Source organism: Alkalihalophilus pseudofirmus OF4 (assembly GCF_000005825.2).
In the GTDB taxonomy this organism is placed as follows: Bacteria; Bacillota; Bacilli; order Bacillales; family Bacillaceae_D; genus Alkalihalophilus; species Alkalihalophilus pseudofirmus.
On record NC_013792.1, the window covers coordinates 207,305 to 222,430 of the forward strand.

Consider the following 15,126-nt stretch of genomic DNA (forward strand, 5'->3'; position numbering starts at 1 on the left):
CACAATCCTGCTCCGTTAGCGGAACAAGGGTAGCGATGCCTTGTTAAAGCATCGAACCCGTTAATGGAAAAGAGAAATAGGTTCTATCTCATCCCTATTTCTCTTTTAAATTCATTTATCTGTTGAGATTGACTGACTGTAAATTCTTCAATTATTTCTTGCTGAAGCTCATTCCAGTTCTTCATTGGATTTTCATTTTGTTCATACTCCATTAGCTTTTCCCTCATTACAGCATGAGCATAGGAACTAAGCATATATTCATTCCAATAATCATCTTCAGAAATTCCTAATTGTTCAATCTCTTCTTGAATGCCAATCAGTACCTCTTTAACATTCTCAGCCTCTTCGTTCTCCAGATCCTCTCTAGTTTCTTGAGACTTTTGAAACGCTTCCTCTTCTGAAACATTGATACCTACGTCAATTGCTCTATTGATGACTGCTACTTCATTCAATTGAACACGAAAAGCTTCTTCATCAGCATCCTCTTTGGTTAGTCCACGTTCATCTTGAAGCCTTTCTGCATATTTTACATGTTCCTCTATTGAAAACTCGCTATTAATCAAATTATGCCCTTGACTACCTTGATTAACATTCGACGTGTTACCACATGCTGCCAATAATAAAACTATAATTAAACTAAAAGCACTAACACTTACTTTATTGATAATAAATCTCCCCTTTAAAACCTATTTTCTTATACAACTGTCCTGCCAGATAGTTGAATAGCACCTAATACTTTATTTTATCTTAACATTAATTTCCTTTTATTCAGGAGAAAAAGAAAAAAGCGTTGCTGCTGTTATTCTAGAAACGCATCCGTTTGTTGAACAAGAAATTTGACAGTTGGTTTATAAATTGAAAAATGTAATTATGCCCCAAACAAACAAGCAAACAAATATTATTAAGAATACAATGTCTTTGATGTATCTCTTTGTATTATAAAAAAGGAGCTTACAGACCGAGTAAGTTACGCCTATAACCGTTCCTGTGAATACAAAAATAAATCCAATCATTTTATCAGTTCCATTAACTTGTAATAAGAATACAAAAGTAATAAACATTATAGCTAATACCTTTTTAGTTTTTGAGTATTTACTATCATTGAAAATAACATCTTTAAGTTGTACGTTTTCCCCCATACAATCCCCCTCTAACTCTTTAAATATTTCGTTCATTTTACCATAACAAACCAATTGCCTTATTAAAGATTACTGCCTCGTTAGCTTAATAAACAGGTCATTATGGTATCACCAAATTTTCGAACATCAGCTAAGTAATTGAATCCTTCAGGAGAACCGAAACTATTAAAGGCACGTACAGCAACTAGATTATGCTGAGGTACAATCAAAAGCGTTACTCCTGTATAGCCCAGAATTTGAAAAGATCCTTTAGGCAAATATTCACCAATTTCTGATCTTCTTGTAGGCAAATCTTGTACAAACCATAAGAAACCATTTGTAGGATGTTCTTCATTAATTGTGTTGGGGCTTTGAATTGAAGTAACTAATTTAAATATTTCGCTTGGAACTATCTGTTTCCCATTTATTAACCCTTCTTTAAGGTGAAAATATCCCCATTTAGCTAACTCTCTTGTAGAAACATACATATTCATTTTGTCACCGTCTGTACTTTTACTTGTGTACCAATTTGGATCACCAGGCTTCCTTATAACTTCCACAAGTTTCTCATTGAGTTCCCCGTACCAACCAGTTTCTTTAAATTCTAGGGATTTAAACACTTGATCTACTATTTCGGCTACTGATTGTCCTGTTGTAATCTTGACAATTTGAGTTAAGAGTTCAATCCCGATTCCTCTATACGCCCAGCTTTCACCTGAAGTAAATTCTTGTTGTAGTTTTCCATTAACCATTTTTAAACCGTGTGTATGAGTTAACAAATGTCTTATGGTTGTTTTCTGCAGAATTGGTGAATTTATTGATAGATATTTAGTTATTGGGTCATCGGTTGATATTAAACCTTGTTGAACAGCATATGCTACGGCATATCCTATATAACTTTTTCTAACTGAAGCAACGTGGAATTGAGTATCTTCCTGGATGCTTCTAGCATTATTAGCCTGGGAATGCCTTCCCCAATATTCTTCTGTAACTATATTGTTGTTATGTATAATAAAAACTGATGCACCAGAACAATCAACTAGTTCTGAGGTCTTCTTAACATTTAGAACAACCGAATCAAACTGATTACTCAACATTTTATTCAAATTCATCTTTTCACTACTTTCTTCTTGTTTGGCTTTATCTGCGACTTAATAAAGGTTAATTCCTTTCTACTTCTTCAACTAACCTGCCTCGTTAGCGCAATAAGACAATCGATACCCTTTTGCAAATATCTAAAAGTTCTAAAATTTCATTTAGAAGCAGTAATGATATGATAGAATTACTTAACTATTGTAAGGAGGAGACATATGGAAACAATTACACAGATTACTTATAAAGTAAATGAAACAATTAAAGCGGAAGAACTTTCAAATGTTTTCAAAACATCTGGCATTAAAAGACCGTTTAATGATTTGGAGAGACTTCAACGAATGATTGAAAATTCTAATGTTTTGATTACTGCATGGGATAATGACCAAGTCGTTGGTGTTGCTAGGGCTATTACCGACTATTGTTATTGTTGTTACCTATCAGATTTAGCTGTAAATAAAAATTATCAAAGTAAAGGCATAGGTAAAGAACTGGTGAGTTTAGTACAAGAACATATAGGTGAAGAAGTTGCCTTATTGCTTCTGTCTTCCCCTATTGCGATGGAATACTATCCTAAAATTGGGTTCGAAAAAATTAAAAATGGATTTAAAATTTCTAGGAAAAAATAATAACCGCGAAGTGTCTTTTAAGTCACTTCTTTTTTATCGCTATTCTTTTAACCTGCTCCTATTAGTTGAAGAAGCGTCAGCCCTGTCACCCGTTAGCACAATAAGGAGTAGCACACTACAAAATGCTTAATTGTTGAAGATGAATTACAATAATTCCTCTTTATCTATTCATTAATGTCATAAACTAAAATATCAAATAATTCATCATTTGTGTAAAGTAAAAATGCCCATTCTCCTTTTTCTGGTAATGCTATATTAGAAGGCATATGTGCATCTGCACCGTTATTTTCTCCACCAACTTGTCTTGTCCAATAAGAATCTCCACCTGGTCCGTTATATAAAACTTGGTGAACCGTTTGTGTTTCTTTGTGAAAACCAACAACAGTTAACTCCACATTCTCAACACCCCAGAGATGCCACATCCATTTTTTGTCCATTTAAAGTTGGCATATCTGCACCAATAACACCAGATTTGTTTTCATTTCCTATAATTCTTCCATCTCCAAATTCAACAGCTTTCCTTTCCCAATCAATTTTAGTGAAATCACTTTCTTGAACAAACGAAGGTATACTTTCTGGTAAGAGAATATTTGTTTCTTTTGTTTCCTCCGAACTACAAGCAACAACAACAAACAGCATACTGACTAACATTAAAAGCAATGATATTTTTTTCAATAATTTCATCTCCTAAAGATAAATATTATCAACCTAATAATGTAAACAATAGCATAAAAACCCTTACCTTAGTTTAAGTATTCTGCCCGTTACTTCAACAAGAAGAAACGATTACCCTTTATTTAGCAATCGCTACCCGTTTGTTTAAGTACGTCTCTTCACAAAGTTTTGTTATACTCCTCTATATCTTCAACTACACTCTGGATTGACTGTTGCCAGAAATCTGGTTTTGAAATTTCTATATTGAAGTGTTTATGAATAAGTTGTTCAAGTGGCATTAATCCAGTCTCACTTAGAAACCATTGGAATTTTTGGTCAAATTGTTTATCCCTTTTAGCAAGGTTTAACAGTCCAATACTCAACAAGAAACCAAAAGAGTAGGGGTAATTATAAAAAGGAATATTCGCTTGGTAGAACTGTACATATTTAATCCATACAAAAGGTTCATATTCACTTAAACTATATCCATATGCTTTTTCTTGACATTGCAACGAAAGTTCTTCTACCTGATTAGCATCTAATGGTCCCTTTTTTCTATTACCATAAAACTTATCTTCAAATAAGAATGCTCCTCTAATTGACATTAAATAATTTAAACTACGCTCAATCTTAGCACCAAGTATAGCTTTTTTGAGTGAAGTATCATCAGTATTTTGAATTACATAATCAATATATGCTGTTTCAAAGAAAATTGAGGAAGTTTCAGCCATTGTCATTTCGAATGTATCATCTGAGAAAAATAGAGATGGAACGTTTTTCATTTGTTTAAAATGCCAAGCATGACCTAATTCGTGCGCAAGTCTTCTAGCACTGTCTATACTATTATCATAATTTAATGATATTCGTGATTCACCTTCTGGAATAAATGGAGCACAAAAGCCTCCCGGTGGTTTTGTTTTACGTTGCTCTGAATCAACCCATCCCTTTGCTATTGCTCCTTTGACAAATTCACTCATATTGGTGTCAATATCAACAAGGGAATCAATAATTCCCTTACTCGCTTGTGAGTATGTAATTTCGTTAGACACCTCCTGAGAAGAAGTCATCAATTCATGCCAAGAAATTCTTTCTTTCCCTACTTCCCCTGCTTTTATTTTTAAATATCTCGAAAGAGAGTGTATATTGGTATCCACAGTATCCCACATTGTATGAAGCGCTCGTTTAGATATACCATTCAACCTTAAAGAGTCGTCAAGGTAATCTGTATTTTTCACCATATTCTCTTTCAGTCTCAACCCCACCATTGAATTGTAAACGGATGCAAAAACCTCTGCTTGCGTTTTAAGTGTTTGGTTAAGTTCCCTGAATGCAAAACGTCTATTAGTTTGTTCTGGATGAGAAAGAGCCAAACTACTAGCTTCAGCAAAAGATATCTCTTTTACATCTTTATCAATGTTGCCTTTTACTTTCAAATTGTTTCGAGCTTGCACATAAATTTCTTCCAGATTACCTAATGTTTCTCTAGCAAAATTTGAAATAATCTTTTCTTCTTTACTTGTTCTTTGTGTATCCATTAATAATTCCTCTATAAAAACTTTTTGGTTAATACTGTTAGACCAAACTGAAAATTGTTTTTCACTCATATTACCGATTCTTTCTTGGAAATTCGACACAATAAAACGGGCTTGCGATTTTAACATCGAAATATTTGTATACAATGATGTTAATAGAGAAGGTTCTACGTCTTCTGTTGTTAAACAATAGTAGAAAGATTCTGCCGATTCAAGTTGTTTTATTATTTGTGAAATTGCATTTAATCCACTTTCATTCAATGGATTTAACTTCTCACATTCCTCAATTTCTAACAAATTTGCTTTTATACAACTGATATAATTCTTGAATTTTTCCAAGTCTGAATCACACTGAAGAAGGTTATTTAAGTTCCATCGAGTTGGAGTAATGAATGATTCCATAACCTTTCCCTCCTTCTAAATTGAAGCCTAACATTAAGTCCTATAACCTAGTTATTACTAAAACCAAGTAGTGTTATTTAATGAACCTGCTCCCTTAGTTTAACATTAATTTCCTTTTCGTTGACAAACAAAAAAGCATCCCTTGTATGCACCCTTTAGTTTAAGAAGAAATCAATATTTGAATGCAGGATTTTCTTTTATATTCAGAAGGATTTTATCTAATTCTGATGGCTGTAAGTTAGTTGTATTATAGACAAAGCGATTATCTATTCCTTTACTTTCAAATTCATTTATTAATTCTAAACATCTAACTCCCATCTGATGTTCTTTAATCCTTAAAGCATCTCTTCTTAGCAGTTCATCACCATCCACCCATAAAACAACATATATAATTTCTACGTCCTTTACCTCTGTATAAATCTTTTGAGAAAATTTTTCTACTTCTACTGGAAATGCAACATAATCAATGATTACATTCTTATTCGCCTGAACAAAGTTAATACTTAAATCGGCTATATTTACCCAGGTTAATGATAGTAATTTCTCGCTTTCCCACGGTGGAACGTATCCACCAATAACCATATGATTGATTAGGTCACCTTCAATATATGCACTGTTCTCAAACTGTTCAGTAAGCTTCTTTGAAGTGGTGGATTTACCGACTCCTGCTGGACCAGATATTATATAAATTTTATTCATTTTTTCCACCCACTCTTAATATGTTCATATCTATTTCAATGTTAATACCTTCTTCCACTAACCTGCTCGTTACTTTAAGTACATCGTTTCACAATCTCTACTCATTCTAACATAAATATCCAATTTCATTGTCAAGTGTTGTTCAATTATACCGCCCTAACCGAATATCTTTATGTAACTCAATAGGTTCTAAATCGATCTTTCAATTCAAATGTTCTTTTCTTTTTTTAATAAACCCGTCTTTAGATAACCATCCAAAGGCGGGGAAACGGTGCAACTTTTTTACAAACGGTATAATTTTATTCAAAACAGTACATCTTTTTTATATACGGTACGACTTTACTTCAAAGCTACAGCTAGAAATATAAAAACAATTAAATAAATTAACGAAAGAAGGCCAAAGAAATAAAACCAAAATCTATGTGATTTACTAGGCATCTTAGTACACCTCGATATTGAAACTTATTTTGAAGCAGCCTGACCTATAGAAAGTTCCGTGTATAAAATTGCACAGAGACATTAGAAGAGCAAGCTAACCCCAACAATGCATAGAACGATGCCACCTATTCTATTGAACAGTAATGCTAGATCACTTGGTTCTGCCTTGTTTAGCTTCCAACCGATTTGTAGATACCAAATCACTCTGGGTGAGATAGTACCCATAAGCCCTACCATGATAAGAATAACGCCCGCTATACTCCCAGTTAATGAAGTAGAATTTCTTCCTGTTGCATTATGCTGTTGTTTATAGAGATTTAATGCTTCATTCGCCTGTTCTCTTTCTTTAGTCGTCAGTTCAGAGGATCCCCCTCCGGTGCCGATGTGTCCTTGATCTTTCCAAAAATACGTATTCCCGCTCGGAAACCGAATCTCATATTGATGCCCATTATTGATAGTTGTTACAGAAACTTCTACAACGTCACCATCTGAGAGTGTCACTTCTTGATAACTAGATGCTGCAGCACTAGAGATAAAGGAGAAAAATAAAAGCAACGTCAGTCCGGTTAGTATTACACGCTTCATGAGGCATACCCTTCCCTTCTGATAATATCTTTTTTTGTAGCTATTAGTTATTACGTCTCAGCCTCCATAAAGTTCCTCAATGTACATGCCACGAAAAAATAGAGTAAACTTCTCTTCATACACGTAATTTAACCGCTTTTAGCAGGGATTCCATCCAAAGTAGGACCTCCCCCTTGCAGTATAAACTCTGGAGTTTCAATCCAATTGATGATTAACGACCGCACACTCTTGACTTCAGTCGTGAGTAGTTCAATAGATGTTGGAAATTCGAACGTTCAATAATATTGATTCAATCATAATAAAGTTCTCCTCGTTTCGGATTACCATAAGAATAAATTCTGTTATCCCCCCACTCCCCTAATCAAACTTTAAAAGTATAGTAGCTTTATATTCATTTATAATATATTTAAATATGTTGAAATATTATTAAGTTGAAAATAATAATAAATAAAATTTAGTATTATTTTGTATTATGTTTTATTATTTTATAGTTTCCTGTAATAAATTATAAAATTAGCTAGTGTAGCATCCGGTTTTTAATTCGATTAAAGAACGAACATCCTTCAATTTTCATTTGGAATTTGCGAAGTGACTTATCTTTTCTTCTAGCGGTAGTTTGCGATCTTGCGTAAATAAGGGGCTGGAACCTTTGTTGTTAAAGGGAATTGGACATATAAAACAACTCATATACTTTTATTTTTACTAGTATAAAGTTAATTTTTAAAATCAGTTAGGTAGTAGCGAATCGAGACTTTGAGATTCCTTGCGGTAATTTGCAATCTAAAGAAAAGTTAACAATAAACCCTTTAGCTACAAGTTATTTTGATATGTAGCCGATTTATAAAAAAACTAGAGTCGCTTAATATAAGCTGATTACAATCATTTTGGGCATTAGCGAAGTTTTCTGAAGAATTTTCGGGCGGTAGTTTGCGATCTGGGGAATGTTACGAACCAAATATTTATTTAATTATGTGAATAAGTGAGCAAACTTTGAATTTTATATAGCTTGATAAATTTCGAGTAACTAGGATTGGGTAATTACTTGGAAAAAGTTAAATAGGTGCAATTCGCTTTTGCGGTAATTTGCGATCTTGCGTAAATGACCTCAATAACCTTGATTGTAAAAGGTTTTTTAATCTAACGTGTAATTCGGTGTAATTAATTAGACTAGTGCTTGGTCGGTTTCGATTCTTGCGAAGTGGTTGCGTAGCGGTAATTTGCGATCTTGTGTAAATGACTTCCTAAAACGTTGATATGTAGGGGATTAGAATAGATTTTATATTGGCGAAATTAACAAATGACATTCCAAATGAGAGATGGATTTGGTATGATTGGGTAATAGCGAAGTGTATCAGTGGTTTTCGCTGGCGGTAGTTTCCGATCAAGCGAAATCAATAATGTGAGTTTGGATCTAAATGTTAATGATACTTAGAACAAGAAGTAAAGGAGGGTTTAATATTGTTTGTTACTAAAGATTTAATAAAAGAGCAATTCGAAAAAGATTTGTTATATATGTATTTAGCTGCTGAAAAAAAAACAAAGGATATCATTTTACCTGATTTTCTAGAGAAGTTACATACACAAGAAACATATTCAACTACAAAAATAGCAAAGTATATAGGTAAAACTGATGCTGTAATCAGAAATTATTATAGAAATCCTCATATAGAAGCATATATAGGGTTGGAAAGAGTAGGGAGGATTATTAGGTTAGACTATAAAGCTGCGTATCGAACGTACATGGTCACTATAATGGTACAAATGGGAAAACAACTTAAAGACGTTGAATCGTTATTAGGTGTGAGACCAGGGGTAAGAACTAGCAATCCAAATGTTACTGAAGTAGCAGCTACACAGAATAATCAACTTTTAGCAGAGCATGTAACCAGTATGACTGAGTATTATAATAAAAGTCTTAAGGTATTATACGCTCAAGATGAATTAAGATTGGCTGAGCGCGAACTGGATAGGAATAAACTAGAGTACTTAGAATTGGAAAACACTAAGTTGAATTTAACGCAAGAAATTAATACAAGAAAATCTGAGTATAAACAACAGCAATTATTGAGATTGGCACTAAAAAAATCAAATGCCAGTAATGGTGGTTTTTTTGCCTCCTTATTTAAAAAACAAGAGACAGTGGATACAGACACGATCGTAAATGAGGCCTTAGATTCACTAAATTCTCTTGAGGAGATCCAAGGAATCTATAAAGATAAGCTTCAAGAAATTGAATTGAAACTTCAAGAAAACAAAAATGAAAAAATTGAAATCGAAAAGAAGATACAACAAAAAGAAATTAATTTAAAAGCTTTAGACAAGCAATTGTCGTTAAGGATTCCTTCGGAGAAGAAGGAGGATAGTACGTGGATAGAAGAAGCAGCTGCCTCAGTTGAGTATGAGGAAAGTGATTGACGAAGGAACTTTCTTCCACTAAGATTAAAATCATTAAATGAAAAATTAATTTATTTGCGAAGCACGCACTCTTTGATACGAGTGTGTGCTTTTTTTGAATGGAGGAATGAAGATGGAATTAACACCCTCTGAAAAGCTAAGGTTGTTTAGGATGAGAAGGGGAATAAACCAAACTGAACTAGGGAGTATTCTAGAAGTCTCCCAAATGCAGATCTCCCGCTTAGAGAGGGGTGAAATTATACCCGATAATACTGAGCAAGTACGGATAGAGAAGATACTCAAAGAAAATATATGGAAAGTAGATGATTGACTATGACTATTGTAATGCCGAAAGTAACTATTGGAAAGTTGTTAGATGGAACTAATATTGATTGGAGCTATAAAAGTACGTTAGATTGTAGATTTCTTTTACTAAGCCAACAAAATGCTCAAAAAGAAGCTTTAAAAAAGTTACTAGCACAAGAAACGACCGAAACGACCTCACTATTTACTATCCAGCCTGAGAAAATAGAATGTGACACGAAGGGGGAACTATTAGATTTATTGGAATTTGAAAACGCACCTGCAGCGGCGCATGAAGATGAGCAAGTCCTGCGATTTATAGAGCAACGAATTTTTATAGTGAATCAATTTGCTCGAGTTCTTGCAGAATGTACACAGGTTGAAAAAGATGTTTTCTTTAAAGAGGGGTCTTATCGTCCTCATGTCGAAGGGCCTTTGAATTATTTTATTCGTAACATCGAAGAAGTTGAAAATGAGAAGGTGAAATCTAGACTTAATGAAGAAGTAGAAAATCTTAAACAGGTCGAGTGGTATAAAGTAAATAATTTTGAAAGACTTACATACTCCTATGGCAGTAATGGATCAAGTGAAACATTACTTCATTTTATTAAAGCGATCTGGACATTCTGGGCTACTGTTCAAGTACTCCAAGAACCAAGAGACCTTATACTGTTGGTAGAAGTAGAACAAGAATGGTATGAATCACTATCTGATACGGATAAAAGTGTAGTTAAGGACTTATTAAAAATACTTCTTGATGTTACTCATGATTTCACTGTTACATTAGTTGTTGTTACAGAATCACTTCACCTTTCTGTAGAATTAGGAATTCGATATAAATTGTATGGGAAAGGCAGTTATATTGAATTTATAGAAGAATCCGATAGAGATGATTTTCTGACAGAAACTCTATTAAGTGATTGGACAGATAATGAGGAATCTCTTAAAGGTTTGTTGTATGATGAAGGTGATAATCAGCGTTATATTGGGGAGTTTTTAGAATAAAAAACTTTTCTAAATTTAATATCGGTTAATAGCAAAGTTAAATCCATTTAAAAAATGTGGATTGTGCAGGTCATCTAACTATTATTCTCGTATAAGATATTTTAAAGATAATAATAAACCTATAATGGTCTGTAATAAATGTATAGTGTATGTAGAACGTAAAGCGTGTAGGAAAGTAAATTAATTGTAATAAGCAGTTAACAATCTCATAATGTTTAAATTAAACCTTTACATTCCAAATAGTCTCTAGTAATATGAGGACAGGAAAAAATAACTAGATAAAATTGAATAGAACTATTTACTATATAACGGAAGCACCGTAAGAAGGACAAGTATGTCCTTTTCTTACGGTGCTTTTTTTATTTGCATGGAAAGGAGTTATGGATGAGTACTCGCAAGAAAGTCATAGTGGCAACACCAGATATAGAATTTGCAGAAGCATTTAAGAGACATCTGCAAAAAAACAATGTCGATGTGGTTGATATCGCAAGCTATCTAGAAATGCTAATTGAAACAGTTGAAAGTAATGATGTAGATGCAGTTATTTTTACGAGTAATCTAGCGAAGAAGTTGAATGACACACGCCTGGAACTATTAGTAGATACGATCTATTCAATCAGACAAGCCTTTCCAAAAGTGAAGTTCATTGTTTATTCAAATGAGCCTGCTGGTCATCCATTTTTAACGGAGTTAGTCAGTCTAGGTATTTACAATATCTTTTTAAAGGATGATCGATCAAAAGGAAAAAACTCCATTTCTTCTTTAATCGAGCTAATTGAATATCCTAAAGAATTTGCGGAAGTTAGTCATTTACTACAGGTAGACAAATCATTTAAATGGCGCAAAGACATTGATAGTAGAGACTTCAATCTTATTGATATTCAAAGGTCTCAGGGGACTCCTGAAATTGAAGTGAAAGAGGGTCCTAAACAGGAAGAAAAAAATGCTGAAATTCCAAAAGTAAAGCAAGCAAAAGTAAAGCAAGCAAAAGTAAAGCAGCCAAAAGTAGTAAAGGTAATTGAATATAATGCACCAGAGATAAACGAAAACGAATTACTAGAAGATCTGGAAATGGAGCAAAAAGTACAGATTATTAGAGAACGAACCATCGTAGGTACAGGGATCATATCTGTTGCCGGATTTGAATCTAATACTGGTTGTACAAGTTTAGCAATTTTACTTGCTAACTACCTGTCAAAATCCGATCACCAAGTAGCTTTAGTGGAACGAACTTCTAAACAATCGTTTAACCGTATTGAATATGCATATGAGGGGAAGCGAGGTTTCCAATCAAAAAAGAAATTATTCGATATACAGGGTGTAGATTATTACAAGTATGACTTATCCTTGAACATTTCAGACTTTATTAATACCTATCATTACATCATACTCGATCATGGTTGCTTCAAAGAAACCAAATTTATGGACGAGATAGAACGCTCTAATGTAAAAATCATGACTGCTCATGGAGCGGAATGGAAGCATGAAGATATCCGTCAATATTATGAAGAGCAAAAAGGAAAGGATAAAGGGTGGATATGGGCCCTGCCCTTTGCGGAGAAAGAAGCTGCCACTGATATTCAGTCTGATATTGAAGGAATTGACATTGAGCCAATACCATATCATCCAGACCCATATGTACTGACCCCTCAAGTTAATAAGGTGCTAGATGCACTGTTATTGGATTTTGCACCTGTAAATGAGGGGATTCCTAAGCGTTTAACATGGGCTATAGGAATTGTAATGATACTTTCATTAGCCCTAATTCTAGGTACATATTTTCTAATCTAAAGGAGACATAGCATGAAAATTAGACAAAGGAACAAGAACTTATTGTATGCAGGGTTAATAGGAGCGTTAAGTATTGCACTCATCTCTGCTGGAATCTTATATTTCATGTACAAAAACATGAAAGAATCAGAAGAGCTATTGATTCAGCAATACGAGGAAGAGTTAGAAGAGTTTCAGATATGGGCGGATCAACAAGTAAAAGCATTTACAGCTAACAGATACATCGAAGCGGGTGAAACAATCGAAGAAAATGATTTAAGAGAAGTGCTTCTTTCTGCTGAAACAGCAGCTGAAGATATAACACATTATGATGAATTATTAGGGAGTATTGCAAAAGTAAATCTGGAACCAAGAACAGTATTAACAGATAGCATCCTTTACTTTGAAGAAAGAACTCCGCGGGACCTACGGTTGGCTGAATATGCATTTATAGACTTACCCAGCAGAGTTGAAGTAGGGGATTTTGTAGACGTTCGTATTCAGTTTCCAAATGGTAACGATTATGTCTTGCTGTCAAAGAAGAAGGTAAAAGAGTTAAACGAGGATGTTGTTTGGTATGAAATGAACGAACAAGAACTGTTAACAATTAGCTCTGCAATTGTTGATGCATACCTAGAGAATGCGATTATCTACGCTTTAGCTTATGTAGAACCATATGTACAAGATGAAAGCGTAGTGACGTATCCAGTTAAAGATAATGTACTGGAACTAATCGAAACTAGTCCTAACATTGTAGATCGTGCAAGGAATGAACTCGAAGCTAGGAATCGTCAAAAGCTTGAGAATCAGCTAGAAGAATTAGAGTCTTCTGAGAGAGAGAAGTACCAACGTGAAAGCGAAAAAGAGCAAGAGGCAAGAGCAAATAGACAGCAAGAGGTCTTTGAAGCAGTCGATACAGTTAACCTAGATGTTGATGAAACAAATGATGAGGAGTGATAGGGATGAAAAAGGTACTGTTTTTAGGTTCAAGAGATAAGACAGATCTTGTTATGTATGTTGGGCAAGTATTATCTAAGTTGGATTTAAGAGTCTTGATTGTTGATGGTACCGAGAAAGAGAAGCATGTGAAAACCTATAATGCTGAAATGGATCACAGATTAACTGACTTTCACGGTGTTGATATAGTGCCTTCGGCTGGATCTAAAAAGAATTTAGAAGCAACTCTAAAGGTATATAAAGAGTCCCTTAGCACTTACGATGTAGTTATTTATGACTTAGATCAAATTGCTGGTTTAGAGGGCTGGGAAGAGTTTAGTCATCGAATTTATGTTACAGATTATTCAAAACTTACATTGCGGCAAGATAAAGAAATATTTAATTATTACGCGACAAAATTTGATGATATGGAATTCACTAGAGTTGTTTTTGAGGTAGATAGTTCTGTTGATGAATTTTACATTGACCAATCACTTGACTATAAGCCTAAATGGACAGCCTTAGATTACTTCATACCTTTAGATGATCGGGATGAGGCGAATAAAATAAACATGCACTACGATATGATCCCTTCATTAAAAAAGCTTACTAGGCCATATAAGAGCTTTTTAGCCTCATTTATTAGTGTGATGAATGAGACACATACTAAAGATGTGAAAATCAGCATGAAAACTGTAGAGAGGAGTGTTTCTTAATGGCAAATATCGCATTTTGGGGTACGGTCCATGGACAAGTAGCAACTACGACAAATATCATAACCGCTGCTCATTATTCTACATTAGAGTACGATGTTAAAGCGTTGTTAACACAAACTCATTGGAGTCACTCTACTTTAGAGAAATCAATTACCAAAGAAAATAGTTCGAATACTTTCTTTAATGATACAGGAATAGATGCCTTAGAGCGTTTAGCAAGGAGTAACCGATTGACAGCAAAAGCTATCCCTGATTATACAGAATCGATAATGAGTGATCGACTGGACCTTTTACCAGGTACTACAAAAAAAGATGAGAGTTTGTTTGCTAACGTTGAAGACGTGATGTCAAAGATAATGACTGTGGCTAAAAATGAATACGATTTTTCTTTCTTTGATATAAATAGCGGCACTCAGAATGAGTTAAGTAAAATCGTACTTAATCATGCTGACCTGGTTGTTGTGAACCTTAACCAAAACAAACATGTACTTGATCGCTTTTTTAACAAAGAAGATTATGTCTCCGCATTAGACCAAAAGCCATACATTATCGTGATTTCCCAATATGATGAACAATCTAGAATGACACTAAAAAATATAAAGAGAAAATACAAAGTTAATGTACCTATTGTAGGCATTCCGTATTGTAGTCAATTAAGAGATGCTATGAATGAAAACCGTATGACGGAATTTTTGATTAGATCCCATAACTCTACTAAAAAGCATCATGACTATAAATTCAGACAAAGCGCACTTAAACTTGTAAATCTAATTTATAAGCTCTCGCAAAAGAAAACTGAGACGATACAAGGTGCTTCATAAATGAATACCACGCTAAATTTCATACTTATTGC

16 protein-coding genes are annotated in these 15,126 nt (G+C 33.9%); 8 read left to right on the forward strand and 8 right to left on the reverse strand.

Annotated elements, in window-relative coordinates; genetic code table 11:
* Positions 1–83 precede the first annotated feature (83 nt).
* The 3 genes from BPOF4_RS20185 to BPOF4_RS20195 form a co-directional block, all read right to left on the reverse strand.
* Positions 84–617 (reverse strand): hypothetical protein, encoded by a 534-nt coding sequence (locus tag BPOF4_RS20185; protein ID WP_238446520.1) that lies wholly within the window; start codon positions 615–617, stop codon positions 84–86.
* Between the two features lie 231 nt (positions 618–848).
* Positions 849–1,175 carry a hypothetical protein gene (locus BPOF4_RS22330; RefSeq protein ID WP_041823163.1) on the reverse strand — a complete coding sequence of 109 codons (327 nt, stop codon included), beginning with the start codon at positions 1,173–1,175 and terminating at the stop codon, positions 849–851.
* Between the two features lie 44 nt (positions 1,176–1,219).
* Positions 1,220–2,230 carry a serine hydrolase domain-containing protein gene (locus BPOF4_RS20195; RefSeq protein WP_012961114.1) on the reverse strand — a complete coding sequence of 337 codons (1,011 nt, stop codon included), beginning with the start codon at positions 2,228–2,230 and terminating at the stop codon, positions 1,220–1,222.
* Positions 2,231–2,428: 198 nt separating this feature from the next.
* On the opposite strand from BPOF4_RS20195, the gene BPOF4_RS20200 reads away from it, so the two are divergent.
* Complete coding sequence (locus BPOF4_RS20200) at positions 2,429–2,839, forward strand: GNAT family N-acetyltransferase (RefSeq protein WP_012961115.1); 411 nt, start codon at positions 2,429–2,431, stop codon at positions 2,837–2,839.
* Positions 2,840–3,003: 164 nt separating this feature from the next.
* Here the strand turns inward: BPOF4_RS20200 and BPOF4_RS22715 are convergent, their stop codons facing one another.
* The 5 genes from BPOF4_RS22715 to BPOF4_RS20220 all read right to left on the reverse strand — a co-directional run bounded on the left by BPOF4_RS22715 (position 3,004) and on the right by BPOF4_RS20220 (position 7,149).
* On the reverse strand, positions 3,004–3,276 hold the full coding sequence (locus tag BPOF4_RS22715) for a hypothetical protein (protein ID WP_238446521.1): 273 nt from the start codon (positions 3,274–3,276) through the stop codon (positions 3,004–3,006).
* Entirely contained in the window at positions 3,239–3,514 is a 276-nt protein-coding gene (locus BPOF4_RS22720; RefSeq protein ID WP_012961117.1) for a hypothetical protein, read from the reverse strand. Before BPOF4_RS22720 ends, BPOF4_RS22715 begins: the two co-directional genes overlap by 38 nt.
* A 158-nt stretch (positions 3,515–3,672) precedes the next feature.
* Positions 3,673–5,427, reverse strand: a complete 1,755-nt coding sequence (locus BPOF4_RS20210; RefSeq protein WP_012961118.1) for a M3 family metallopeptidase — start codon at positions 5,425–5,427, stop codon at positions 3,673–3,675.
* Positions 5,428–5,598: 171 nt separating this feature from the next.
* Positions 5,599–6,126 carry an AAA family ATPase gene (locus BPOF4_RS20215; RefSeq protein ID WP_012961119.1) on the reverse strand — a complete coding sequence of 176 codons (528 nt, stop codon included), beginning with the start codon at positions 6,124–6,126 and terminating at the stop codon, positions 5,599–5,601.
* Positions 6,127–6,645: 519 nt separating this feature from the next.
* Positions 6,646–7,149 carry a DUF6199 family natural product biosynthesis protein gene (locus tag BPOF4_RS20220; RefSeq protein ID WP_012961120.1) on the reverse strand — a complete coding sequence of 168 codons (504 nt, stop codon included), beginning with the start codon at positions 7,147–7,149 and terminating at the stop codon, positions 6,646–6,648.
* Positions 7,150–8,607: 1,458 nt separating this feature from the next.
* On the opposite strand from BPOF4_RS20220, the gene BPOF4_RS20225 reads away from it, so the two are divergent.
* From BPOF4_RS20225 to BPOF4_RS20255, 7 genes are all read left to right on the forward strand, one after another.
* Entirely contained in the window at positions 8,608–9,564 is a 957-nt protein-coding gene (locus tag BPOF4_RS20225) for a coiled-coil domain-containing protein (RefSeq protein WP_012961121.1), read from the forward strand.
* A 112-nt stretch (positions 9,565–9,676) separates the two neighbouring features.
* Entirely contained in the window at positions 9,677–9,874 is a 198-nt protein-coding gene (locus tag BPOF4_RS22995; RefSeq protein WP_012961122.1) for a helix-turn-helix transcriptional regulator, read from the forward strand.
* A gap of 2 nt (positions 9,875–9,876) precedes the next feature.
* The gene (locus BPOF4_RS20235; RefSeq protein ID WP_012961123.1) at positions 9,877–10,851 is read left to right on the forward strand and encodes a hypothetical protein; all 975 of its coding nucleotides are present in this window, start codon (positions 9,877–9,879) and stop codon (positions 10,849–10,851) included.
* Between the two features lie 384 nt (positions 10,852–11,235).
* The gene (locus BPOF4_RS20240; protein WP_012961124.1) at positions 11,236–12,642 is read left to right on the forward strand and encodes a hypothetical protein; all 1,407 of its coding nucleotides are present in this window, start codon (positions 11,236–11,238) and stop codon (positions 12,640–12,642) included.
* A 12-nt stretch (positions 12,643–12,654) separates the two neighbouring features.
* Positions 12,655–13,578 (forward strand): SAF domain-containing protein, encoded by a 924-nt coding sequence (locus BPOF4_RS20245; RefSeq protein WP_012961125.1) that lies wholly within the window; start codon positions 12,655–12,657, stop codon positions 13,576–13,578.
* Between the two features lie 5 nt (positions 13,579–13,583).
* Positions 13,584–14,273 carry a hypothetical protein gene (locus BPOF4_RS20250; protein ID WP_012961126.1) on the forward strand — a complete coding sequence of 230 codons (690 nt, stop codon included), beginning with the start codon at positions 13,584–13,586 and terminating at the stop codon, positions 14,271–14,273.
* Complete coding sequence (locus tag BPOF4_RS20255; protein ID WP_012961127.1) at positions 14,273–15,094, forward strand: P-loop NTPase family protein; 822 nt, start codon at positions 14,273–14,275, stop codon at positions 15,092–15,094. Before BPOF4_RS20250 ends, BPOF4_RS20255 begins: the two co-directional genes overlap by 1 nt.
* Positions 15,095–15,126 lie beyond the last annotated feature (32 nt).